Annotated in this window: 19 protein-coding genes; 8 read left to right on the top strand and 11 right to left on the bottom strand. The window is 73.4% G+C overall.

The genetic code is table 11. The annotated features are described in order from the left end of the window. Nucleotides 1–53 precede the first annotated feature (53 nt). Together ACFYSC_RS11830 and ACFYSC_RS11825 are read left to right on the top strand one after the other, a co-directional pair. Nucleotides 54–1220, top strand: coding sequence for an MFS transporter (locus ACFYSC_RS11830; protein ID WP_389960116.1), 1167 nt, complete (start codon nt 54–56; stop codon nt 1218–1220). 140 nt (nt 1221–1360) lie between these two features. Continuing rightward, a complete protein-coding gene (locus tag ACFYSC_RS11825; RefSeq protein ID WP_389960114.1) occupies nt 1361–2452 on the top strand; it encodes a YncE family protein in 1092 nt (363 codons plus the stop codon). Between the two features lie 144 nt (nt 2453–2596). Here the strand turns inward: ACFYSC_RS11825 and ACFYSC_RS11820 are convergent, their stop codons facing one another. After that, nucleotides 2597–3304, bottom strand: a complete 708-nt coding sequence (locus ACFYSC_RS11820) for a class I SAM-dependent methyltransferase (protein WP_389960112.1) — start codon at nt 3302–3304, stop codon at nt 2597–2599. A 381-nt stretch (nt 3305–3685) separates the two neighbouring features. Here ACFYSC_RS11820 and ACFYSC_RS11815 point away from each other — a divergent pair, with 381 nt between their 5' ends. After that, the gene (locus tag ACFYSC_RS11815) at nt 3686–4381 is read left to right on the top strand and encodes a B3/4 domain-containing protein (RefSeq protein WP_389960110.1); all 696 of its coding nucleotides are present in this window, start codon (nt 3686–3688) and stop codon (nt 4379–4381) included. Here the strand turns inward: ACFYSC_RS11815 and ACFYSC_RS11810 are convergent. The 6 genes from ACFYSC_RS11810 to ACFYSC_RS11785 form a co-directional block, all read right to left on the bottom strand. Next, nucleotides 4378–6390 carry a hypothetical protein gene (locus tag ACFYSC_RS11810; RefSeq protein WP_389960108.1) on the bottom strand — a complete coding sequence of 671 codons (2013 nt, stop codon included), beginning with the start codon at nt 6388–6390 and terminating at the stop codon, nt 4378–4380. The genes ACFYSC_RS11815 and ACFYSC_RS11810 overlap by 4 nt on opposite strands. Further along, nucleotides 6387–7556: a Gfo/Idh/MocA family protein gene (locus ACFYSC_RS11805; RefSeq protein WP_389960106.1), complete on the bottom strand. Its 1170-nt coding sequence runs from the start codon at nt 7554–7556 to the stop codon at nt 6387–6389. Before ACFYSC_RS11805 ends, ACFYSC_RS11810 begins: the two co-directional genes overlap by 4 nt. A 107-nt stretch (nt 7557–7663) precedes the next feature. Beyond that, complete coding sequence (locus ACFYSC_RS11800) at nt 7664–9289, bottom strand: hypothetical protein (RefSeq protein ID WP_389960104.1); 1626 nt, start codon at nt 9287–9289, stop codon at nt 7664–7666. Nucleotides 9290–9312: 23 nt separating this feature from the next. After that, nucleotides 9313–10179 carry a carbohydrate ABC transporter permease gene (locus ACFYSC_RS11795; RefSeq protein ID WP_389960102.1) on the bottom strand — a complete coding sequence of 289 codons (867 nt, stop codon included), beginning with the start codon at nt 10177–10179 and terminating at the stop codon, nt 9313–9315. 65 nt (nt 10180–10244) lie between these two features. Then, on the bottom strand, nt 10245–11207 hold the full coding sequence (locus ACFYSC_RS11790) for an ABC transporter permease (protein WP_389960100.1): 963 nt from the start codon (nt 11205–11207) through the stop codon (nt 10245–10247). A 228-nt stretch (nt 11208–11435) separates the two neighbouring features. Then, nucleotides 11436–12581, bottom strand: coding sequence for an ROK family protein (locus tag ACFYSC_RS11785; protein WP_389960097.1), 1146 nt, complete (start codon nt 12579–12581; stop codon nt 11436–11438). Nucleotides 12582–12971: 390 nt separating this feature from the next. Between ACFYSC_RS11785 and ACFYSC_RS11780 the strand changes: the two genes are divergently transcribed. The 3 genes from ACFYSC_RS11780 to ACFYSC_RS11770 all read left to right on the top strand — a co-directional run bounded on the left by ACFYSC_RS11780 (nt 12972) and on the right by ACFYSC_RS11770 (nt 15524). Beyond that, nucleotides 12972–13400, top strand: coding sequence for an ATP-binding protein (locus tag ACFYSC_RS11780; RefSeq protein ID WP_389960095.1), 429 nt, complete (start codon nt 12972–12974; stop codon nt 13398–13400). 58 nt (nt 13401–13458) lie between these two features. Continuing rightward, on the top strand, nt 13459–14433 hold the full coding sequence (locus ACFYSC_RS11775) for a D-isomer specific 2-hydroxyacid dehydrogenase family protein (RefSeq protein ID WP_389960092.1): 975 nt from the start codon (nt 13459–13461) through the stop codon (nt 14431–14433). 188 nt (nt 14434–14621) lie between these two features. Beyond that, nucleotides 14622–15524, top strand: a complete 903-nt coding sequence (locus ACFYSC_RS11770) for a phosphotransferase family protein (protein WP_389960089.1) — start codon at nt 14622–14624, stop codon at nt 15522–15524. 30 nt (nt 15525–15554) lie between these two features. Here ACFYSC_RS11770 and ACFYSC_RS11765 read toward each other — a convergent pair whose 3' ends face one another. Next, nucleotides 15555–16409, bottom strand: a complete 855-nt coding sequence (locus ACFYSC_RS11765; RefSeq protein WP_389960086.1) for a PHP domain-containing protein — start codon at nt 16407–16409, stop codon at nt 15555–15557. Between the two features lie 92 nt (nt 16410–16501). On the opposite strand from ACFYSC_RS11765, the gene ACFYSC_RS11760 reads away from it, so the two are divergent. Next, entirely contained in the window at nt 16502–19015 is a 2514-nt protein-coding gene (locus ACFYSC_RS11760) for a protein kinase (RefSeq protein ID WP_389960083.1), read from the top strand. Between the two features lie 167 nt (nt 19016–19182). On the opposite strand, the gene ACFYSC_RS11755 is transcribed toward ACFYSC_RS11760, so the two are convergent. The 3 genes from ACFYSC_RS11755 to ACFYSC_RS11745 form a co-directional block, all read right to left on the bottom strand. Then, on the bottom strand, nt 19183–20364 hold the full coding sequence (locus ACFYSC_RS11755; protein WP_389960080.1) for a M20 family metallopeptidase: 1182 nt from the start codon (nt 20362–20364) through the stop codon (nt 19183–19185). A gap of 176 nt (nt 20365–20540) precedes the next feature. Further along, nucleotides 20541–21842: an amidohydrolase family protein gene (locus ACFYSC_RS11750; protein WP_389960077.1), complete on the bottom strand. Its 1302-nt coding sequence runs from the start codon at nt 21840–21842 to the stop codon at nt 20541–20543. A gap of 19 nt (nt 21843–21861) precedes the next feature. Continuing rightward, complete coding sequence (locus tag ACFYSC_RS11745) at nt 21862–23052, bottom strand: FAD-dependent oxidoreductase (protein ID WP_389960075.1); 1191 nt, start codon at nt 23050–23052, stop codon at nt 21862–21864. Between the two features lie 62 nt (nt 23053–23114). Here ACFYSC_RS11745 and ACFYSC_RS11740 point away from each other — a divergent pair, with 62 nt between their 5' ends. Then, nucleotides 23115–23687, top strand: coding sequence for a PadR family transcriptional regulator (locus ACFYSC_RS11740; RefSeq protein ID WP_389960072.1), 573 nt, complete (start codon nt 23115–23117; stop codon nt 23685–23687). Nucleotides 23688–23845: the final 158 nt, after the last annotated feature.

The following is a 23845-nucleotide window of genomic DNA, read 5'->3' as shown; positions in this document are numbered from 1 at the left end:
GATCCTGCCTGTTCATCTTTTCATCAGGAAGCCTGCCTGTTAGATTCTCCGGCATGAGCCCCCACCGTGCCATCGCCGCCGTCTTCGCCCTCCACGGCGCCGTCGCGGGCAGCCTGGCCACCCGCGTCCCCTGGATCCAGGACCACCTCGGCCTCAGCCCGGCCGTCCTCGGCTTCGTTCTGTTCTGCCCCTCGATCGGGGCCTTCGTGGGGATGCCGATGGCAGCCCGGCTGGCCCACCGCCTCGGCGGGACCGTCGCCACCCGCCTCCTGATCGCGCTGTGGTGCGCGGGCCTCGCTCTGCCCGCCCTCATGCCCGCGCCCGCCTGGCTGTTCCCCACGTTCCTGCTGTACGGCGCGGCCGCCGGCATGAGCGACGTGGTGATGAACTCCCACGCCGTGGTGGTCGAGCGGCACCTCGGGCGGTCCATCATGTCGGGGCTGCACGGCATGTGGAGTGTGGGCAGCCTGGTCGCCGCCGGAGCCGGGACCCTGGCCGCCCAGGCGGAGATCGACGCCCGCCTGCACCTCGGGGTGACCGCGCTCGTACTGGTCGCCCTCGCCGCCGTCGCCGGGCGCGGCCTGCTGGCCGACACCACCTCCGCCGGCGCCCCGGCGCCGCGCCGCTTCGCCCTGCCCTCGCGGGCCATCGCGGTCGTCGGCCTGCTCGGGTTCTGCGCCACCTTCGCCGAGGGGTCGAGCACGAACTGGTCCGCTCTCTACCTGACCGAGGTGACCGATGCCGGGCCGGGCGTCGCCGCCGCCGGCTACACGGTCTTCATGTTCTTCATGGCGGGCACCCGTCTCATCGGGGACCGGTTCGTCCGGCGCTTCGGGGCGGTGGCGACCGTCAGGGCAGGCGGCGCCGTGGCCGTGATCGGCGGTGTGATCGTGGTCGCCTCCCGCGCGCCCGTCCCGGGCATCGCCGGGTTCGCCCTGCTCGGGCTCGGAATCGCGGTGATCGTGCCGCTGGTGTTCGTCACGGCGGGCAACATCGGTCCGACGCCGGGGGACGGCGTGGCGGGCGTCGCGACCATCACGTACCTGTCGGGGTTGCTCGCCCCCGCCGTCACCGGCTGGATCGCCGACGGCCTGTCCTATCCGGCGGCGTTCGGAGTGATCATCGGTGTGATCGCGCTGGTGCCGTTCCTGGCCGTGGCCCTGCGCCCGCGTGCCGCGGCCTCCGCCCCGGAACCGGCGGTCCCGGCGGGCCGCGGGTGACGGCGGTCCGTGCCGTCCCCGGTGCGGGAAGCGTGGGAAAATCCTCCTGAACCGGGATCGATCCCATCGAACTTCTCCCCGGATCCGGCGGTCCAACCGGGTGAAGTCCACACGGGGGACTCATCGACTCGGGAGGTCCGATGAGAACGAAGGTCGCAGCGGTCACGGCGGCGATCCTGACCGCCACGGCGCTCGGGGGGATCGGGACCGCGAACGCGGCACCGGCGTCGCAGACGAAGGCGGTGTCGCCGACGGGGACGGCACTCCACGCCGGCGCGGCACCGTACGGCGGGACCGCGCGTCATGCGGACGCTGGACATCACGCGGACGCGGCACCGCACTCGGAGGCGATCCGGTACGCCTCGGTGCGGGGCTGCACCGACAAGCACGAGGTGCGGTACCCCTGCGGGAGGTGGCGCCTGGTCACCCACGGCGGCGAGCGGCGGGAACTGCCGGACGCCCGCACCACGCCGGTGGACGGGAAGGGCAGGCCGCGGAAGTACTCCGTCGCGCCGATCGAGGTCAGCGGCGACGGCCTGCACGTCGCCTACTTCAGGAAGTCCGACGGCCGGCTGGTCGTCCGGGAGATCGGCGGGCAGGTCCGCGCCATGGCCGGCGTGCTGCCCGCCCGCGTCGGGATGGACGATGTCACGCTGATCCTGTCCCAGGACGGCGCCCGCCTGGCGGTCGTCCTGCCGGAGGCCCGGAAGCTGCACTCCCGGGTGTACGACACCGCGAATGGCGCGCTGCTCTGGACCGTGCCGTGGAACCGGGTGCTCCTCGGGTTCAGCGCCGACGACGACGAACTCCTGACGCACAGCGAGACGACCGACACGGTCCTGCGCGTCCTCGGGCCGTCCGGGGAACGGCTGCGCGGCCGGACCCTGGACGTCGACGAGGGCGTCTACGCCCCCTACGGCCTCGCCGCGGACGGCACGACCGTGGTGACGGCGCAGGAGAAGCACGGCCGGTGGGACGTCGTCGTCCACGACCTCGCGTCGGGCAGGGTCCTGACCCGGGTGCCGGTCGGCAAGAACCCGCCCGAGACACTGGCCTGGACGGGTCCGGAGGAGGTCACCGCCCACTTCGTCACGTACGGCGGGAACGTCAACGGCATCCGGCCGACCCGGGTGCGCGTCGTGCGGATCGACACGGCCACGGGGAAGAGCAGGGTCCGGGAGTCCTACAAGGTCCTGTCCGACACGATGTCGTTCGCCGGCTGCGGCGGCTGATCCCGCCTGCCCGTGAAACGGGCTCCGCTCCCCCACGCCCGTGGCCGTCCTCGCCGGTCCCCGCGCCGCGGGGACCGCGGCGACTTCCGGGGCCCGCACCGTGGGGACCGGTTCTCCGGGCTCGGCCCGGCGGATACCGCGGCCTCAGGCGGAGGGCTCGCGGGCGGAGGATTCATGAGCGGAGGGTTCGTGAGCGGAGGGCTTGCGGGCGGCGAACCGTTCGATGACGCCGCGCGTGAGGCGTTCGTGGCGCTCGATCCCGAACCCCATCGCCCGCACCCGCGGCAACGGCCGGCGGCGGTAGTGCTCGCCCTGCAACGGCACGGAGACGGCGTCGGCCAGCGTCTGCAGCACCCGGACCGGCCAGGAGGTCGAGACCACGTGGTCGGCCAGGAGCAGCAGGCCGCCCGGCCGCAGGACCCGGGCCATCTCGGCGAGCGCCGCCTCCTCGTCGGGGATGGCGCACAGCGAGAACGTGCAGACGACCGTGTCGAAGCGCGCGTCGGGGAACTCCAGCGCCCGCGCGTCGCCCTGGCGCAGATCGGCCGCCAGGCCGAGGTCACGGGCCCGGCGGCGGGCGATCACGAGCATGGGGTCGCTCCACTCCACCCCGGTCAGCCGGATGCCGGGCGGGTAGTGGGGAAGGTTCAGGCCGGTGCCCGCGGCCACCTCCAGCACGTCGCCGGCCGCCTGCCCGCACAGCCAGCGGCGGGTGTCACCGAAGAACCTGCGTTCCGCGAACGCCATCCGACGGTCGTAGGAGTCGGCCTGCCGGTCCCAGTACCGGCGCAGCCGCCTCTCCCGGCCGCCTTCTTCCGCCCGTCCGTGTTCCCTCGCCGCAGAGTTCGCCATCGCTTCACCCTAACCAGGCGTTTCCGGTCACGGCGCGGTCCCGCCTCCCGGAACCGGACACCGGACGCGCGGTGGACCGTATGGACCTGTCTGACGCGACGCCATTGGACCTGTCCGTTGGACCGATGTGGCGGCAGGGTGAACTCGCGAGCCTGGGATCCGCCAGGCGCGGACGCTGGAGCTGAGCGCGGTCTTCATGCTGATCACCTTCGCCGTCTTCGCCGTCTACGGGCTCTTCGCCGCCTCGGTGCGCGACCGGGCCGTCTCCCGGCCGCGGGTGACGACGTGGCCGGGGAGGGTCTTCGCCGTCTCCTTCGTGGCGCTCGGCGTCCGGCTCGCCCTCACCGACCGTCAGCCCGATCCACGACAGAGGTCCATCCCATGCATCTGCAGCACTCGCCCGAGGTCCGGGCGGAACATCCGGAGCTCGTGGCCGGCGCCGTGTTCGCCACCGGGATCACCGCGGACGTCTCCGCCGAGTCCCGGATCGCGGTGTACACCGCGATCGCCGAGTCCCGGCTCGCGGCCGGCCCGGAGACCGGGTTCCCCGAGATCCAGGCCTGGCGGCGGGCGTTCTCCAGGATGGGGCTCAAGCCGACCCAGTACCGGTGTGCCTCGGAGGCGCTGCTGCGGCGCTTCAGGAAGGAGGGGGTGCTCCCGCGGATCCACCCCCTGATCGACCTGTGCAACGCGATCTCGCTGGCGTTCGCGATCCCGGTGGCGGCGCTCGACCTCTCCCGGGTCTCCAAGGGGCTCGACGTACGGCACGCGGACGGCGACGAGGTCTACCGGACCTTCTCCGGGGAGACGGAGCACCCCGACCCGGGCGAGGTGATCTTCGCCGACGCCGCGGGACGGTCGCACGCCCGGCGCTGGACCAACCGGCAGAGCGGCCACTCGGCCGTCCGGGACACGACGGCCACCGTGCTGATCGTCACGGAGGCCGTGCACGGCACCGCGTCCGCGGACATCCCGGAACTGGTGTCCGTGGTCACCGGCGAACTGCACCGCGTGTGGGGAATCACATCGCAGAGCGCGGTCCTGACCCCCTCCGCCCCCCGCTTCGAGTTCCCCTAGCTTTCCAAAATCAGGTAGCCGCGGTGTGGCACCTCCGCGTCGACCGTCACCCGGTCGCCGTCCCGCCGCACCGGGACCTCCCGCGGCTCGGTGAGCGGTTCCAGCAGGGTGGCGCGGAGCCCCTCACCCGCGGGGAAGCCGGTGACGACGGGCACGGCGGGGTCGGCCGAGCCGTTGACGACGGCCAGCCGCCGGTGGCCGCCCACCCGCGCGTACTGCGGCATCAGGTACGGCCCGCCCGAGACCATCGGCGACCCGCCGTCCGACGCCGGCGACCATGCGCCGTCCGGTCCGCCCGGGGCCGGCGGCGACCCGCCGTCCGACGCCGATGACCGTCCGCCGTCCGCTCCGCCCGTGACCGCCGGTGACCCGCCGAGCCAGCGGACCGCCGCCTGCGCCAGGCGCAGCCCGTCGTCGCACCGGCCCAGCCGCTCCGGCGCGCACGCCGCCATGGTGAGGACGCGCCCGCCGAGGGCGTTGACGTGCGCCACCCGTCCCGCGCCCCAGTGTTCGCCGCGCGGGGTGAGCACGTCCGTCCACACCTCGGCGTCCCGCGCGGCCGTCAGCCGCGCCACCGCCGCCTGGACGTTGACGCTGAGCAGCGCGCCGCCGTCCCGGACGCGCTCCACGGCGTACGGCCGCGGCGACGTCGTCTCGCGGGCGACGACCTCGGACACCGACGCCCCGAGCAGTTCGCCGTATCCGCGTTCGGTGAGGATCGCCGCGGCGGCGCCGTCCAGCAGCACCCCGCCGCGCAGCAGCTCCGCCGGGTCCGGCACCGCCCAGGCCGTCGCGCCGAACACCGCGGTGACCGGTGCGACGCCCGCCCGGATCGGGATGCCGTACGGGAGCAGGTACTCCGCGGCCCGCAGCGGGTCCGCCACGAGGCCGCCGAGCGTTCCGTCGCCGTGGACGCGGGCGGCGGTGTCCTCCCACCACGGGACTCCGACGCCGAGGGTCTCCGGCTCACCGGTGACCGTGGCGTCCAGCGCCGGGCGGGACCGGGTGAGCATCCGCCCGACCCGGGGGTAACGGCCGGGGTCGCCGGTGACGAACGGGAACACGTCGAGCAGCAGCGCGTCCGCGCCCGACAGGTGGGCGGTCACCATCTCCGACCACGTCTGGGTGTCGGACTTGCTCCACTCGGTGTGGGTCCAGTTCTCCACCTCGGGCGCCACCTCGACGCCGGCGGGGCGTGACGGCCGTTGCAGTTCCAGCATCGCGACGGAGTAGGCGAGCCGCCGGCCGGGGGCGTCGCCGTACGGGGCGAAGTGCGGGCGGTGCGCCTCCACCAGGTCGAAGAGCGCGCCCCACGACCTGCCCTCGGCCGAGGCGACGCCGAGGCCCGAGCTCATCAGGCCGAGCCGCGCCCGGCCGGCGACGGCCCGCCGTACCAGGGTGACGACCTCGACCTGCGCCTCGCGCCAGGTCCGCTGGAGCAGCGCCCGCCACGGGTGCGGCTCACCGGGCGCGGTGATCGCGGCGACGAGCTCCTCGCGGGTGGGCTCCGCCCCGGCGAGGCGGTGGAAACGCGCCAGCATCCCGGGTTCGAACCCGCCGCCCCAGGTCAGCGGTGCGTGGTTGTGGAAGCGGAAGTCGTCCTCCAGCCACATGACGCGGAAGCCGATGCCGGCGAAGCGCCCGTAGTGCGCCGCCAGCCAGTCGCGCCAGACGGGGCAGGCGAGCGACGCGGCGGCCGTGGACGTCTCGCCCGCGGGTGAGACCAGCGGCGCGAAGCCGAGGTCCTGGATCCGCCCGCGGTCGGCGTGGCCGACGGTGACCCACGGGTTGAGGCTGACGGAGACGCCCCGGGCGGACAGGGCGTCCCGGGCCGTGCGGACCGTCTCGAACCACAGGTCCTCGCCGCCGCCGGCGGGGTGCCCGGCGTGCAGTTCCTCCGCGCCGGTCATCAGCACGACCTCCTCCACCCCGTGCGCGGCGCAGAAGTCCGCCAGCGGGCCGGGGTCGCGTCCGGGGAGGACCTGGTAGCGCAGGTGGTAACGGGTCATCGCTGGCCGCGCTCGAAGTAGGCGGCCAGTTCCGGGTCCAGCGGCGGCACGTCGTACGGCGTGCCGCCGTCGCGCAGCGACATCGTGGCCATGTACCCGGCGGCGACGCTCATCCGGGCCGACACCGGTGAGGTGTCGGTGGCCCCGCCCTCGCGCACGAACCGGTTGAACTCCGCGATGATCCCGGTGTCGGCGCCGCCGTGCGAGCCGACCGCCGCGGGCACCCGGTAGGCGATGTCGCAGTCGTCGCGGTAGCCGCTCGGCCCGGTGTTCCAGACCTTGACCGTGTCGCCGGGTCCGTCGCCGAAGTTCTCCAGCCGCCCCTCGGTGCCGATGACCGTGTAGTTGCGCACGTAGTCGGGGCTGAAGTGACACTGCTGGTAGGCGGCGATGACGCCGTTGTCCAGGCGCATGTTCATCACCGAGACGTCCTCGACGTCCACGACGTGGTTGAGGCCGCCGCGCCGGGCGGGCGGCCACTCGAACTCCTTGAGCCAGTTCTCCGGCCGGGGGGTGCCGGGCGCGCGGCGCGGCAGGTCGCCGTAGAGCATCAGGTCGCCGAAGGCGTTGACGCGCGTGGTGTAGCCGCCGGCCAGCCAGTGGACGACGTCGAGGTCGTGGGCGGCCTTCTGCAGGAGCAGGCCCGTGGTGCGGGTGCGGTCGGCGTGCCAGTCCTTGAAGTAGTAGTCGCCGCCGTAGGAGACGAAGTGGCGCACCCAGACGGTCTTCGGCTCGCCGATGACGCCCTTGCGGATGATGTCGCGCATGGTCCGCACCACGCCCATGTGCCGCATGTTGTGCCCCACGTAGAGGCGGGTGCCGGTCTCCCTGGCGGTGCGCAGGATTTCGTCGCAGCCCTCCACGGTGATGTGCAGGGGTTTTTCCAGGTAGACGGCCTTTCCGGCGCGCAGGCAGTCGATCGCGACGCGCTCGTGGGTGTCGTCGGGGGTCATGACGATGACCGCGTCGAGGTCGGGGCGGCCGAGCAGTTCGCGGTAGTCCTCGGTGAGGACGTCGGCGTCGAACCGCGCGGACTGCCGTTTGAGCACCGCAGGATCGGAGTCGCACAGCGCCGCGACCACCGACCCCCGGCCCGGCCGGTGGGCCGAGAGCGCCAGGCTGGTCCGCAGGCCGAGGCCGATGACTCCGATGCGCAGGTCTTCCACTTCTCATCCCTTCTCAGGTCGTACGGCCTCTCAGGTCGTACGGCGGAGCGTCCCTGGGCCGTACGGCTCCGCAGGCCGTACGGCGGGGCGGGTGGTACGGCGGGGCGTCAGCCCTTGGCGATGGACGCCTCGTACTCGGCCCTCATCGCGGCGCCGCCGCGGTCCATCCACTTCTTCACGAACCCCTGCCACTCGGAGAGCGGCTTGCGGCCGGTGACGACGTCGACCACCATGTCCGAGCCCATGGTGGACAGCTCGCCGCCCTTGGTGGTGAAGGTGTCGGAGAAGTGGCCGGTGGTGACGCGCTCCTGGAGCAGGGGCGCGACCTTCGTCTCGAAGTCGTGGATGAGCCGGGTCCCCTCCGGCTTGCCGGGCAGGTAGATCGCGGCGGGTGAGCCGACGACGAACGAGATCGGCTGCTGGGTGGCCGGGACCTCGGCGGCGCCCCGGTCGGTGAAGGTCAGCTCGCCGTCCTTCCGGGTGAAGTGGACGCCCTCGACGCCGTAGTTGACGAGCTGGTTCTCCTCGGTGCCGAACGGCGCGGCCATGAAGTTCAGCACGTTGAGAAGCATCTCGATCCGCTTGGGATCGACCTTCTTGCTGATGGCGGTGAAGCCGACCGAGCCGAGGCCCGCGTTGTAGACGGGCTTGGCGTCCGGGGTGGCGGCGAAGGGGACGATGGCCCCCAGCTCGTATTTCTGCGTCCGCGCGTCGTTGTAGAAGCCGGGGAAGGACTCGACGTAGGCGCCGAGCTGGCCGTTGGCCACCTTCTCCTTGGTGGTGGCGAGCGTGGCGTCGGGCCAGAAGAGGCGGGCCTTGAAGCACTTGACGGCGAACTCCAGGGCCGCCTGGTATTCGGGCGTCTCGTACTGGTGGACCAGTTTGCCCCCCGTCAGCCGCCAGGTGTTCGGCGCGCCGTACCACTGGCTGAACATGTGGACGTGGTTGACGTAGGAGGGTTCGAGCACGTACTTGTTCCGCTTGGCGTCCAGGAGCTGGACGGACTTCTGGAAGAAGTCGTCGGCGCCGGTGAAGCCGATGCCGCCGACCGGCCGCCAGAAGTCCTGGTTGACCAGGTAGACCTGGCCGAAGCGGCTGTAGGAGACGGCCACACCGAAGATCTTGCCGTTGGTGACGGCCGACTTCCAGGCGACGTCCCCCAGGTTCGCCAGGTTCGGGTACTTCTTGATCGCGTCGCCGGCGAGGTGCGGGGTGAGGTCGTGGAACTTGGCCTCCAGCAGCTCGGGCACGCGCTGCAGGCCCTGGTTCGGCGGGAACCACACCAGGTCGGGCAGGTCGTCGCTGGCGATGACGGCGTTGAACTTGTCGGGGTAGCCCTCACCGACCACGATGTTCATGTCCCACTGGGCGTTGAGGCGCTTGCCGAGTTCTTGCAGGTAGGCGCTCTTGTCGGCGCCGGGCGGCGCCACGTCCCAGGTCTGGGTGAGGGAGGTGATGCGGCTGCCGTCGCCGGGCGGCGCCGGGACCGACCTGACGAGCTTCTCGGGGTACTTCAGGTACGACGGGTCCTGGCCGGCGTCGATCGGCAGGTCGGGGGTGGGGATCTGCGCGGGGGTGTAGGTGGGAAGCCGGAGCTTCCTGGACAGGTCGGCGCCGCCCTTTGCGGCTCCGGCGGCGCCGCCGCCCTCGCCTCCGCAGGCGGCGAGCCCGGCGGCCGTGGCGCCGGCGAGCGCGAGTCCGAGGAAACCGCGGCGGGACATGCTCATGGACATGGGTCTCTCCTGGGGGGTGGTTCTCAGCCCTTGATGGCGCCGGTGAGGACGCCCTTGGTGAAGTACTTCTGCAGGAAGGGGTAGGCGAGGAGGATCGGCACCAGGGCGATGACGAGCACGGCCATCTGGACCGAGGCGGTGGGCAGGTCACGGACGATCGCCACGTCGGTGCCCTGCGCGGCCCCGCCGCGGAAGATGTACTGGCGCAGGACGAGCTGGATCGGGTGCCTGTCGTGGTCGTCGATGTAGAGGAGCGCGCTGAACCAGCTGTTCCAGTAGCCGACGGCGTAGAAGAGGCCGACCACCGCGATCACCGCCTTGGACAGCGGGATCGCGATCCGCCACATCATGCGCCACTCGCCGGCGCCGTCCATGCGGGCCGCCTCGAACAGCTCGTCGGGCAGCCCCTGGAAGAAGGCGCGGACCACGACCACGTTGAAGGCGTTCACCAGGACCGGCACGATCACCGACTGGTAGGTGTTCAGCATGCCGAGCTCTTTGACCATCAGGTAGGTCGGGATCATGCCGGGGGTGAACAGGAAGGTGGCCAGCACCATCACGAGGATCGGTCTGCCGCCGAGCATGCCCCGGCGCGACAGCGCGTAGCCGAGGAAGACCGTGCAGAGCAGGCTCAGCGCGGTGCCACTGAGGGTGATGCCGACGCTGGTCAGCACGGCGCGGGTCACCGCGCCGCCGGAAAGCACCAGCCGGTACGCCTCCAGCGTCGGGTGGGACGGGAGGAGCACGTAGCCGCCGCCGTTGGCGACGCTCTCCGCGCGCCCGGTGAGGCTGGTGCCCACGGCCAGGCCGAACGGGTACAGCACGGCCAGCACGATCACGGTCAGCGCGGCGGTCTTCAGCGTGCGGCCCGCGACGGTCGGGCGCTCCATCCACGGCGGCCTCGTGAACCTCTGTGCGCGGCCCGCGGCTGCCGGGCGTCGCGTCCGCGGCGGTCTCATCGGTAGATCCCCTGTTCTCCGAAGCGATGGGCGAGCCTGTTCGCGGCGTAGATCAGGGCGGCGCCGATGAGGCCCTTCATCAGGCCGGCGGCGGTGCTCATCCCCCAGTCGCCGTTGATGACGCCGTGGTAGTAGATGTAGGTGTCGATCACCTCGGACGCCTCGGCCCCGACGGCGTCACGCTGGAGCACCATCTGCTCGAAGCCGACCGACAGGATGTCGCCCAGCCGCAGGATCAGCAGCATGATGATCACTGGCCGGATTCCGGGCAGCGTCACGTGCCACAGCCGGCGTTTCCAGTCGGCCCCGTCGATCGCGGCGGCCTCGTACTGGCTCGTGTCGATCGCGGTGATGGCGGCGAGGAAGATGATGGTCCCCCAGCCGGTGTCCTTCCAGATCACCTGCGCGGTGGCCATGAGCTTGAACAGCCCCGGGTCGGCCATCAGGTTGCCGATGGTGACGTCGTGCGCGGCCAGGAACGTGGTGATGGTGCCGGCGCCACCGATGACCTGCTGGAACATCGCGACCACGACCACCCACGACAGGAAGTGCGGCAGGTAGACGACGGTCTGGACGAGGCGTTTGACCCGGTCGCCGACCAGCGAGTTCAGCAGCAGCGCCAGCGCGATCGGGGCGGGGAAGTAGAGGACGAGCTGGAGCGCGGTGATCTGCAGGGTGTTGCCCACCGCGGTCCAGAACTCCGGCTCCTCCAGGAGCGTCACGAAGTTCTCCAGCCCCACCCACGGGCTCCCGTCGATCCCCAGGAACGGCGCGTAGTCCTTGAACGCGATCACGTTCCCGAGCAGGGGGACGTAGAAGAAGACGACGAAGTACAGCACGCCCGGCAGGCACAGGAGCAGCAGCGTCCAGTCACGTCTCAGCCGATCGCGGAGGGTCCGGCGTCGGGGGCGGGCGGCCACCTGGACCTCCGCCGCGGGGGCCGCCGTGGATGCGACCACGTCTCACCTCCAGGGTCGGAACGAAGTCCCTGGAGGCTAGCGCTCATTTATGCAAGTAACTAGAGTAAATAGCGCAGAAATGAGCAATCGATGCGCGGCGGCGATCCGGCCGTGACCCAAGGGTTACGGCGGACCGGCCGCCTCCAGGCATGCCTGAACTGCTCTGGGGCACGCCCGATCCCAGGGCGCGATGTCACGGACGGACCGCCGCGGCCCGGGAGGGAATATTCAATCGGGGAGCGTAAAGAGCAGCCGCTCGGCGTGGTCGAGTGCCAGCCGTACGGCGCCCAGGACGATGCACTCGCCGCCGAGCCCGGAGACGACGGCCCGCGGCGGGTACAGGCAGTGCTCGTCCAGCGACTCCTGGATCGGCTCCACCAGCAGGTCGCCCGCGGAGGAGAGGCCGCCTCCGATGATCACCATCTCCGGATCGAGCGGGTTGACCACGGTGATCAGCCCGGCCGCCAGGGCGCGCCCGAACTCGCCGACCGCCAGGCGTGCCTTCTCGTCGCCCGCCCGCGCCCTGCCGACGGCGAACTCCGCGCTCTGCCGGCCGCCCCGCAGCTCGCCGGGCTCCACCGCCATCGAGTAGTCCATCACGTGGCGGAAGGCCGACCAGTTGTCGTTGGGCTGGGAGCCGATCTCGCCCGAGGCGGCGTGGGCGCCCCGGTGCACCCGGCCGCCGATGAGCAGGCCCATGCCGATCCGGTCACCGGCGAAGAGGTAGACCACGTCGTCGCAGCCCCGGGCGGCCCCGCGCCAGTGCTCGGCCATGACGGCCAGGCGCATGTCGTTCTCGACCACCACCGGCGCGGGGATCCGCGCGGACAGCTCGGCGTGCAGGTGCAGCCCGGTCCAGCCGGGCAGCACGATGCTCTTGACCACGCGGCCCTCACCGTCGACGACACCGGTGGTGCCCACGCCCACGACCGCCAGCTCGGCGACGGCGAGCCCGGCGTCGGCGGCGGCCAGCCGGACCAGCTCGGCGACGGCGGACAGCCGGTCGGCCGCCGGGGTGTCGGCGGGAAGCGGCTGCCTGCGCACCGCCCTGCCCTCCCCGCCCAGGTCGCAGACCATGACCTGGAGGCTGGAACTGTCGATGTGAACGCCGGCCACGTGCCCGGAGGAGGCCCGGAACCTGAAGCGCCGGGCCGGACGGCCGCGCTGACGGTCGGCGCGCTCGTCCTCGCCGCACTCCTCGGCCCAGCCGTCGGCCAGCAGGTCCTCGACGATCCCCTCGGCCGTGGGCCTGGAGACACCGGCGGCGGCGGCCAGCTCCGTCAGCGTGGCGAGCTCCCGTCCGCGCAGGATGCGCAGGATCGCGTCGGAGTTGAGCCTTCTCAGAACGGACGCGTCACCGCTCACCTGTCTCATACACCCGATCCTACTTTGACAAGATTCTTGAATAAACCGTAATACCCCCGCCCCGGAGGGGTGCCGCCGACCGGACCCCCCTCGGGCCACCGGTGTCCGGACCCGCTCGGGGACGCCGGTGGTCGGGACCCGCGAGGGGGCGCCGGTGTCTGGACCCGCGAGGGGGCGCCGGTGTCTGGACTGAGGAACGCAGGAGCGAAGCGACGGAGTGACGAGGGAAGACACCGGTCACCAGCCCCCGAGCCGCGACGCGCAGCGTCGCCATGAGAACAGAAGACACCGGTCACCAGCCCCCGAGCCGCGACGCGCAGCGTCGCCATGAGAACAGCGTCGCCATAAGCACAGCCGTCTGGAAGACATGACCCGGCTCATTGCGGGGACGGTGATCTCGTGAAGGGATCCGAGCTGCTGGGGCACATCTCACTACCAGGAGACGCCGCGTCCGTTCCGCAGGCCCGGCGGTACGTCCGCGACCTCCTGGAGGCCGCGGGCCATCCTCGTACGGACGACGCCCTCCTCCTCGTCACCGAGCTGGTGAGCAACGCCGTGCGGCACTCCGACTCGGGCCGTCAGCCCGGCGGGACGATCACAGTGATCATCATGAACCGGGACGGGACGATCCTCATCGACGTGGTCGACGAGGGGTCGCCGGGCACCGCCCCCGAGCTCAGGTCGGACGTCCGGACCGACTGCGGCGGTGGGCGGGGGCTGTGGCTGGTGCGGGAGCTGTCCACCTCGTGGGGCTGGCGCGACGACCCGGCCGGACGGGTGGTGTGGTTCCAGCTAGCCGAGAACGACCGCGAACCCGTCCACGCGTGACCGTCCGGGCCGCCCCCGGAGGCCGTCCGGCGGGCGGGACGCGGAAGAATGTCCCCCTATGGAAGAAGCCCGCATCGCGACGGCGCCGCCGCCCGGTCCGGAGGCGGACGGGGACGGCGACCGCGCCAACTCCCCCGCCCTCGACCTCCTGCGCGCCCGGGTCGCCGAGGCCGTGACCGCCGGAGGCGGCTCCAACGTCCCGCCCGCCGAGGCCAACGGGCTCGTGTGGCTGACGCCGGGCGACCCGGACGGGCTCGCGCGGCTGCTGGACGGCAATCCCGGGATCGGGTGGGTGCAGTTCCCCTGGGCGGGTGTCGAGAAGTTCGCCGAGGCCGGGATCTTCCGCCGGCCGCAGACCTTCACCTGCGCCAAGGGGTCGTTCGCCGGGCAGGTCGCCGAGCACGCCCTGCTGCTGACGCTGGCCTGTCTGCGCAGCGTCGTACGGCAGGCCCGCACGCCCCGCTGGTGCTCGACGGACCCGCGTTCCCTGCACGGCCGCCGGGTGACGATCCTCGGCGGCGGGGGCATCGCCGCGGAGCTGGTCCGCCTGCTCGCGCCGTTCGGCTGCCGGGTCCGGGTGCTCCGCCGCCGGCCGGACGAGGTCGAGGGCGCCGAGGAGACGCTGCCGGCCTCGGCCCTGCACGACGTGCTCGGCGACACCGAGGTCCTGGTGCTCGCCCTCGCCCTGACGCCCGAGACCCGGTACGTCGTCGACGCCGCCGAACTGGCGCTGCTGCCGCCGCACGCCGTCGTGGTCAACGTCGCCAGGGGCGAGCACATCCGGACCGGCGCGCTGGTCGAGGCCCTCCGTTCCGGGACGATCTCCGCCGCCGGGCTGGACGTGACGGACCCCGAGCCGCTGCCCGAGGGGCATCCGCTGTGGGACGACCCCCGGGTGCTCATCACCTCGCACAGCGCCGACTCCGCCGACTACACCACCCGGGTGCTCGGCGAACGGGTCGAACGCAACGTGCGCAACCTGCTGGCGGGCCGGCCCCTGGAGGGCGTGATCGACCCCGACGCGGGGTACTGACCGCGTCGCCGGGCGCGCGGCGGGATCTCCCGGAGCGCGTCTTCAGCCGCGGAGGACGGCCCCGGCGCCCGATGGCGGCACCCGCTCGGCTCGCGGTAGTCTCCCAGCCTCCGCCCGGTCTCGGGCGCCATGAGGCCGAGCGCGTCGCTCCGCTCATGGAAGACCCCTGCGAAAGGCACGGTGTCACGATGGGCGGACGGAACGACCACCACGTCGACGATGTCCGCGCCGTGGTCGCCGCGCACCTGCCCGGCCATCGCGCCGGCACGGTCGTGCGGAGCGGCGCGGGCCAGGACAACGTCGCCTACGAGGTGGACGGCGAGCTGATCGTCCGCTTCGGCCTCCAGGACGACCCGGCCGAACGGGCCGCGCGGGTGGAGCACGAGTCCCGCCTGCTCGCCGCCGTCGCGGAGATGTCACCGCTGCCCGTCCCCGAGCCGATGTTCACCGATCCCGGCCGAGGCTGCCTGGCCTATGCCAAGCTGCCGGGTCTGCCCCTGCTGCGCCTGCCCGGCCCGGCGCGGGAGGCGTACGGCCCGTCGGTCGCGGCGGCGCTCGGCGGGCTGCTCACCGCGTTGCACACCGTACCGGCCGAGCGGCTGGCGGGTCTGGTGGAGCGGGACGACTTCCCGCCGGAGGAGTGGCTGCGGGAGGCCGCGGAGACATACGAGACGGTATCCAGGCGGGTTCCGGCGGCGCACCGGCCCGCCGTGGAGGAGTTCCTCGCCGCGCCACCGCCGGCGGGCGGGTGGGAGCCGGTGTTCTCTCACAACGACCTGGGCGTCGAGCACGTCCTCGTCGATCCCGCCACCGGGCGGGTGACCGGGGTCATCGACTGGGGCGACGCGGCGATCACCGATCCGGCCTACGACTTCGGCCTGCTGTACCGCGACCTCGGTCCCTCCGCCCTCGACGCGGCCGTCGGCGGTTACCGCGGCGGCGCGGAGCCCGCGTCCCTGCGCGAACGGGCCGTCTTCTACGCCAGGTGCGGAGCCCTGGAGGATCTGGCCTACGGCCTGGAGCCCGGGCAGGAGGCGTACGCCGACAAGAGCGTCGTCGCGATGACGTGGCTCTTCCCGGTTCAGCCGTAGACGCCGGCGCGGCTCACGCCCCGGCGCGACTCATGCCCCGATGACGGGGGCGGCGCCGGTCGCGGCGTCGGCCATCTCCCGGTAGACGGACGGGTCGGTGGTGAACGCGCCGAGCCGTACGGTCTTGTTGGTGCCGTGGTAGTCGCTGGAGCCGGTGACCCGCAGGCCCAGGTCCCCGGCGAGGGCGCGGACGCGGGCCCGGTCGGCCTCGGTGTGGTCGGTGTGGTCGGCTTCGACGCCCCACAGGCCCGCTCCGGCGAGGTCCGCGATGAGCGCGTCGGGCAGGGCGTGGCCCCGGACCTCCGCCTTCGGATGCGCCAGCACGGACACCCCGCCGGCCTCGCGCACCAGCCGGATCGCGGTGAACACGTCGATGTCGTCCTTGGGCAGGCGGTAGCGGCGGCCCAGCCACTCCGGCCGGAACGCCTCGTTCACGTTCCCGACCAGGCGGCGCCGGACGAGGGCCCGCGCCAGGTGGGGGCGGCCGATCGTGCCGCCCGCCGCGTACCCGCGCACCTCGGGGACGGTCACGTCGATGCCGTCGGCGTTCAGCAGTTCGACGGTCCTCTCGGCCCGCCGTTCCCGGGAGCGCCGCACCCTGGCCAGTTCCGCGGTCAGCGGCTCGTACGCGGGATCGAACAGGTAGGCCAGCAGGTGCAGTCCCATCGTCGGCTCCGTGCCGTACCACCGTCCCGACAGCTCGGCGCCGCGCACCAGCGTCAGTCCGGCGGGCAGCGCGGCCACGGCGGCCTCCCATCCGGCCGTGGTGTCGTGGTCGGTGATCGCCACCACGTCCAGCCCGGCCGCGGCGGCCGCGGCCGTCAGCTCCGCCGGGGAGTCGGTGCCGTCGCTGGCGGTGGAGTGGGTGTGCAGGTCGATGCGCATACCGTCAGCTTCCCAGTGATCCGTCCGCCGGTGCGCCGGGGATATGCGCCACGGATGAGGGAGAAGAGGCTTAGATCGGGCAGGGGACCGGAATGCGGATCGGACACGGCGAAACGAGCGGCCCCTCTCACGCGCCGGACGGCTCCCATGTGCCGGGCGGCCCCGGCGCGCCGACCGGCTCCCACGAGCCGGACGCCACCGGCGCGCTGGGCGGTCCCGGCGCGCTGAGTGGTCCCGGCCTGCCGGGCGGTCCGGGGATGCCGGACGCCACCGGCGCGCTGGGCGGTCCCGGCGCGCTGGGCGGTCCCGGCGCGCTGGGCGGTCCCGGCGTGCTGGGCGGTCCCGGCGTGCCGGAGGGCGGTTCGCGCCTGCTGGCCGGCCGCTACCGGCTGCTGTCCCCGCTCGGCGCGGGCGGAATGGGCGTCGTCTGGCGGGCCAGGGACGAGCTGCTGCACCAGAGCGTGGCGGTCAAGGAGGTCTCGCTGCCCGCCCACCTGTCCGAGCAGGACCGCGAGGAGCGGCTGCGGCGCACCCTCCGGGAGGCTCGTACGGCCGCCGCGCTGCGCGACCATCCCGGCATCGTGACCGTCTACGACGTCGTCGAGGAGGACGACCGTCCGTGGATCATCATGGCCCTGGTCGAGGGGTCGACCCTGTCCGGCGCGATCCGGGCCCGGCGGCGGCTGCCCGAGGCCGAGGTCGCCGTGGTCGGACGGCAGGTGATCGCCGCGCTGATCGCGGCCGAGGCGGCGGGGATCGTGCACCGTGACGTCAAGCCCGCCAACATCCTCCTGGGGGACGGTCAGGCCGTGCTGACCGACTTCGGGATCTCGGCGGCCGCCGACGACGACCACACCGACCTGACCGGCACCGGCCGGCTCGTCGGCACGATCCCCTATCTCGCGCCCGAGCGCTTCGCGGGCCTTCCCGCCTCCGCCGCCACCGACCTGTGGGCGGTGGGCGTGACGCTGTACGAGGCGGTGGAGGGCCGCAAGCCGTTCGCCCGGGGAAGCACGGCCGCCACGATCGCGTCGATCATCAACGGGCTCCCGGACCCGGCCGAGCACGCGGACCGGCTTCGTCCGGTCATCGAGGGGCTGCTCCGCAAGGACCCGGCCGAACGGCTGACCGCGGCCGAGGCGCTCGCGCTCCTCGCGCCGGTCGCCGCGACCGGCGCGACCGGCGCGGCCGCCCCGTCCCCGGCGACCGGCCCCGGCCGCGCAGAAGGCCGGGACCGTACGGCGGGCCCCGGCCGGAGCCCGGCGGCGGCCGACATCCCGGCCACGCAGGCGGGCGAACAGGACTCGTGGGCGGGCACGCCGAGCCCGCGGCCGGGCGAGCGGGCGGCGGCCCGGCGGTACGCGGCGGACGGGCCGGGATCGGCCGCCCGGCGGGCCGACGCGGAGTCGCGGATCCCCGGCGCCGCCGGGTCCCGGTACCCGGGCACCGCCGAGCCCCACGATTCGAACACCGTGAAGCCGCAGGACCCGGGCGCCGCCGACTCATGGATCCCGGGTGCCACGGACCCACGGGACCGGAGCGAGGCGGGGCCGCGGGACCTGAGCGACACGGAGCCTCGGGGGCGGACCACCACCCCGAGGTGGAGCTCCTGGGCGGCCGGGGCGGGATCGCGGGCGCGGAAGACCGCGGCGGCGGGCACGGGATACGTCCGGGCGCTGACGGCGACCGCGCCGGAACGGCTGCGCGCGCCGCTGCCGGGGGCGCGGGCGGTGGCGGCGTGGTCGCACGCCCTGCTCACCGGGGACACGGCGCGGCGGCGCTCCCTGATGTCGGCGGCGGCCGGGACCGCCGGGCTGCGCGCCCGGGCGGCCGTGGCGACGGGTGCCGCCCTGCTGGCGGCCATGGTGACGATCGCGGTGGTCGTGGCGGCCCAGGCCGTCGCCCCCGGCGAGAGCACCGGCCGGACGTCCACCGTCGCCGAGGGGTCGGCGATGTCCACCGTTCCGACGTCCGGTCCGGCCGTCGGCCGGACTCCGGCGACCGTGGCGAACCGCACGCCCGGACCGGGTCCGGGCGGGACCGCCGCTCCCGCCGCGAGTCCCGGCCCGAACGGGACGACCGGTCCGTCGGGGAGCCCGAGTCCAGGGTCCACCGGGGAGCCCGCCGCACCGGCCACACCGCCGCCGGGTTTCCGCCTCTACCGGGACGGCAGGCGCCACTTCTCCCTAGCCGTCCCCGAGGGCTGGCGCCGGGAGGTACGGAATGGCCAGGTGGGCTGGACGTCCGGTAAGAGCAAGAGCCCCTCCGTCCGGCTCCTGGGTGTCTTGGCCGATCCCGGGAAGAAGGAGAAACGCTCTCCGGAGCGCATCCTCGCCGAGCTGCGCGACGGGCTGAAGCCGCTGCTGATGAAGCGCGGCTCCTACCGGGAGTTACACAAGGGCCCGGTCGCCTTCCCCGGAGGGAAGGGCGCCGAGCTGGAGTTCCGTTTCACCCGCAAGGGGTCGCCGAAGCAGGTCCGTTTCTACGCCCGGTGCCTGGTCCGCGACGGCGGCGGCGCCGGGATGTTCTGGTTCTCCACCCCGGCGGAGCGGTCCGGCGCCACCTCGTACATCAACACGTTCGCGAGCACGTTCAGGCTGGGCTGACGGCCTCGGCCGTCGCGGCGCGGGGCCCACGGCCGTCGCGGCCTGGCGGGCCCACGGCGGCCACGTCCGGGCGGTCCCGCGGCCGTCGTGTCCGCGCGGGCCCACGGCGGCCACGTCCGGGCGGCCCCGCGACCGCCGCGGTCGTCCGCCGGCCTTCGGCGGCGCGGTCACTTCCGTGCGGACCGTTTCCCGCCGCCGGCGACGACGCGGGCCGCGGCGAGGTAGGCGGCCAGCAGGCTCTCGGCCACCGCCCTGACCGTCTCGTCCCCCGGTAGGAACGTCGGGGTGTGCAGCCCCGACTCCGTGTCGGTGCCCACGAAGAGCATCAGCGACGGTACGGCCGACGCGAAGTGGGCGAAGTCGTCGGCCCCGCAGGAGCGCAGGGTGGCGGGCGTGTGCCAGGCGGCTTCGGCGAGCAGCCGGGCCGTCTCGCCGGCCAGGAGTTCGTCGTTGACCAGCGGCGGCTCACCCAGCGCGATCCACACCTCCGCCTCGCAGCCGTGGGCGCGGGCGATCCCCTCGGCGATCTCGCGGAACCGGTCCTGCAGCCGCCAGCGCCAGGTCTCCGACATCGCGCGGAGCGTCCCCCTCGCGACGGCCCGGCCGGGGATGGCGTTGGGGGCGGTGCCTGCGCTCACCGTCCCGAAGGTGATGACGGTCGGCACCATGGGGTCGGCGTCCCGGCTGACGAGCTGCTGCGCGGCCACGACGATCTGCGACAGCGCCAGGACCGGGTCCCGGCCGAGCTGGGGGTAGGCGGCGTGGGCCCCGCGGCCCCGCACGGTGAGGGTGAACTCGTCGGCGGAGGCGTTGACCGCACCGGACGTGCAGGCCGTCTGACCGGCGTCGAGCACCGGCTGGACGTGCGCGGCGATCATCGCGCCGATCCGGTGCCGGGCGAGCGCGCCGGACTTGACGATGTCGAGCGCTCCCGAGGGATGGGTCTCCTCGCGGGGCTGCAGGACCGCGACCATCGGGGTGTCCGGCCGGACGCGGTCGACGGCCCTGGTCAGAGCGGCCAGCGCGGCGAGGTGGACGTCGTGGCCGCAGGCGTGCATGGCGCCGTTGCGCGAGGCCCAGGGGACGCCCGTCTCCTCGGTGATCGGCAGGGCGTCCAGTTCGCCGCGCACCCCGACGGCGGAGCCGCCGTCGCCGATGCGGAGCATCGCGCCGGTTCCGGCCACCCGCTCCAGGACGCCGTCCTCGGGCAGCGCGTCGAGCATCCGCTTGAGCGTCGGCTCCTCGGTGCCCGCGACGTACGGCTCGGCGTGCAGTTCCCTTCGCAGCTCGTAGGCGGCGGGGAGCTCTTCGTGGAGCGCGGCGTAGAGTCGCTCGTGAACGTCCTTCACCTGGCCTCCCCGGCCCCGTGACGATGGGCGCCGGTCACCCCGCTTCCTTCCGGGCTTCCCGTGGGCCGGTGGGCGTGGGTGCCGTACATGCTTCCTCCCCGAGATAGACATGCGGTAAGTCCGTTACGTCCACTTAATACGTGTTCCGCTTCCCCAGAGGACGCGGATGATGCGGCTCAGGCTGTTGCCCGGGTCACATCGTCCGCACCGCCGTCCCCCAGCCGGTAGACCCGGCGGGCGTTCGCCGAGCCGATCATCGTGGCCACCCGCACCGCCTGCTCAGCGCTCCACTCCCCCTCGGTCACGAAACCGCCGAGGACCCTCGTCATCGCCCGTCGCCACAGCAGGGCGCCCAGGTGGTGCAGTTCCGCCGGCCCGCAGGCGTCGGAGGAGAAGAGGATCTTGGCGAACGGCGCGAGCTCCAGGCTCTCGGCCACGACGGCCGCCGCCCGCGCCCCGGTGTGGTGCACCCCCAGCCCGACGTCGAAGAAGACATGCGGATACGCCTGAGCCAGGAAGCCCGCGCCGCGGTGGAACGGGTAGCAGTGCAGCAGGAGCAGCGGGACCCCGCGCGGCTCGGCCAGCTCGGCGAAGCCGCGCAGCAGCAACGGGTCGGCGCGGCGGAGGTCGAGGTCGGGGTCACCGTACCCGGTGTGGAACTGCAGCGGCAGCCCGCGCCCGACGCCCGTCCAGACGAGGTGGCGCACCAGCACCGGGTCGTCCAGACGGACCGTGCCGCTCTGCCCGGCCTGCTCGATCCGCCCGGCCCGCCCGGCCCGCCCGGCTTGCCCGGCTTGCCCGGCCCGCTCGATCCGCCGCAGCCAGCGGCCGGCCGCCGCCGTCACCTCGCCCGGGGAGGGCGGGGCGGGGTCGAAGTCGAGGCCGCAGCGGTAGGCGGCGACGGTCTTCAGCCCGCGCGCCGTACGGCTGCGCTCCCACAGGGCCGCCTCGAAGGCGGCGGCGAAGGCCGCGGCGCCGGCGCCCTCGGCGGCGACCCGCTCGGCGACCGCCTCCAGCCGGACGATCTCGTCGGCGGGACGACCGGACAGGGCGGACATCCCGGACGGTCCCAGCAGCTCACCCGGCCGGTGGCCGGTCTCCACCAGGAAGTGGTCCACCCCGGCGGCGGCGAGCAGCCTCCGGGTGGCCTCCTCGGCGCCCAGCTCGGCGCGGCGGGCGAGATAGGCGTCAGGCTCGGGACGCGGGACGGGGTAGGCGTCCGGCTCGGGACACGGGACGGGGTAGGCGTCCGGCTCGGGACACGGGACGAGGCCGAGTACGGGCGCGCAGTGTCGCAGGACGGCGAAGCCGAGCTGGGAGTCGAACTGGCTCATCCAGTCGGGCACCGGCCGGTCCGACTCGGTGAGCGCCTCCTCGAACTCCCGCCGCGTCAGGTCGCGGACCAGCGCCCCGTGGACGTGGTGGTCCACCAGCGGGATCTCCCCGATCGCCCGCCGCAGGGCCTCCAGGCCGGCCATCGGACCACCTCCGCCCGCCTCACGGCCGCTCTCCCACCATTGTGGACACCGGGTCGTCCCAGGAGAGGCGGTAGTCGTGCATCCAGGCCAGCATGTCCCTCTTCTCCACCTGCCGCATGATCGTCGGCAGCGTGAGGTCGCGGAGGAACGCGCCGACGGGCCCCGGGGCCTTTCCGCTGCCGTTGCGCCTCCCCTGGGCCACGATCTTCTCGACCCGCCCGCGCCGCAGCCGTTCGAAGGCGGCGAACGCGTCGCGCGTGCCGGGCACGTCGCGCAGGCACCTGGCCAGCACCACCGCGTCCTCGACGGCCATCGACGCGCCCTGACCGGAGGAGGGCGAGGTCGCGTGCGCGGCGTCGCCCAGGAGCACCATGCGGTCGTTGAACCACGTCGGCACGGTCGGGAAGTCGTAGGTGTTCCAGGGGCCCAGGATGTCGCGGGTCGCGCCGATGACGTCGGCCATCGGCCCGGTGTCGCCCTCGAACAGCTCCAGCAGCCTGGCCCGCCACCGTTCCGGGGTGATCGCGGCGAGCTCCTCGGGGGTCGGCTCCCCGGGGCTCGCCGGGTTGGCGAACCACCACACCTCTCCGTCCGGGTGGATCAGGTAGCCGAAGAAGCACCTCCTGCCGAAGATGAAGTGACTCGTCCCCGGGACGCCCGGCACCGTGACGCCGCGGGCGAAGCCGCCGGTGTTCAGCAGGCCGACGTGCCGGGCCCGCGGCGCTCCGGGATCGATGATCGTCCGGGTGCGTGAGCGCAGGCCGTCGGCGCCGACCAGCAGGTCGCCCTCGGCGGTGCTCCCGTCGGCGAACACCGCCCTGACGCCGTCCGGGGTGACCGAGGCGTCGGTGAGACGCCTGCCGTAGTGGATCGGCACGCCGCGCCGTACGGCCTCGTCGCGCAGCACCCGGTAGAGGTCGGCGCGCCTGATCGTCCGGGAGGGCTGGCGCTGGACGGCGAGCAGCCTGCCGCGCCGGTTGAGGATCTCCATCCGCGGCGTGTCCATGCCCAGGTCGCGGACGAGGTCGTGCAGGTCGAGCAGGCGCAGCGCCTCCATCCCGTTGACCGCGAGCGTGAGGAAGGCGCCCACGCCCTCGGAGCCGCGGTCGTACGCCTCGAACACCTCGCCGTCGATGCCTGCGCGCCGCAGGGCCATGGCCGTCACCGGACCGGCGATGCCCCCGCCGATGATCAGAGCTTTCTTGGTCATAAGATGAATATACATAAAATGACTATCGGGGACCAGGGACGGCCGCCGTTACGATGTCAGGCATGTCGACGAGGCGATCGCCCCTGGCCGTGGCGCTGCTCTCCCTGGTCTGCGAGTCGCCGATGCACGCCTACCGGATGCAGCAGATGATCAAGGAGCGGCACAAGGACGACGTGGTCAACGTCGCGCAGCGCAACAGCGTCTACCAGACCATCGACCGGCTGCTGCGCGCCGGGCTCATCGCGGTCCGGGAGACCTCGCGCGAGGAGAACCGCCCGGAGCGGACCGTCTACGAGCCGACCGGCGAGGGCCGCGAGACGCTGCGGCGGTGGATGCGGGAGATGCTCTCCACCCCCGCCAGGGAGTTCCCCGAGTTCCCCGCGGCCCTGGCCTTCCTGCCGGTGCTGGAGCCCGGCGAGGTGCACGCGGCGCTGGAGGAGCGGGTCGCGTCCCTGGAGGCCCGGCTGGCCTCGCTGGAACAGGAGATGGCCGAGGGGGCGGCCTTCCTGCCGCGCGTCTTCCTCGTGGAGAGCGAGCACCAGCGGGCCGTGCTCGCCGCGGAACTCGGCTACGTCCGCGGCCTCACCGAGGACCTCCGCACGGGCCGCCTCGACTGGGACTACAGGCTCCCCTAGCCGGCCGCACGGCCCGGCCGCTACGGCCCCGACCGGCACGACTCAACCGCTATGGCCCGGTCGGCACGGCCCGGCGGCACGGCCCGGTCGTGCGGCTCGCCGCGGGCCTCCTCGCGGTCGCCCCCGGCCGACCGCTACGGCCCGGCCGGGGCGGTGCG

The organism is Streptosporangium sp. NPDC004379, assembly GCF_042873875.1.
Lineage (GTDB): Bacteria > Actinomycetota > Actinomycetes > Streptosporangiales > Streptosporangiaceae > Streptosporangium.
Note: the sequence above shows the minus strand (reverse complement) of the source record. Positions and strands in the feature narration are given on the sequence as shown.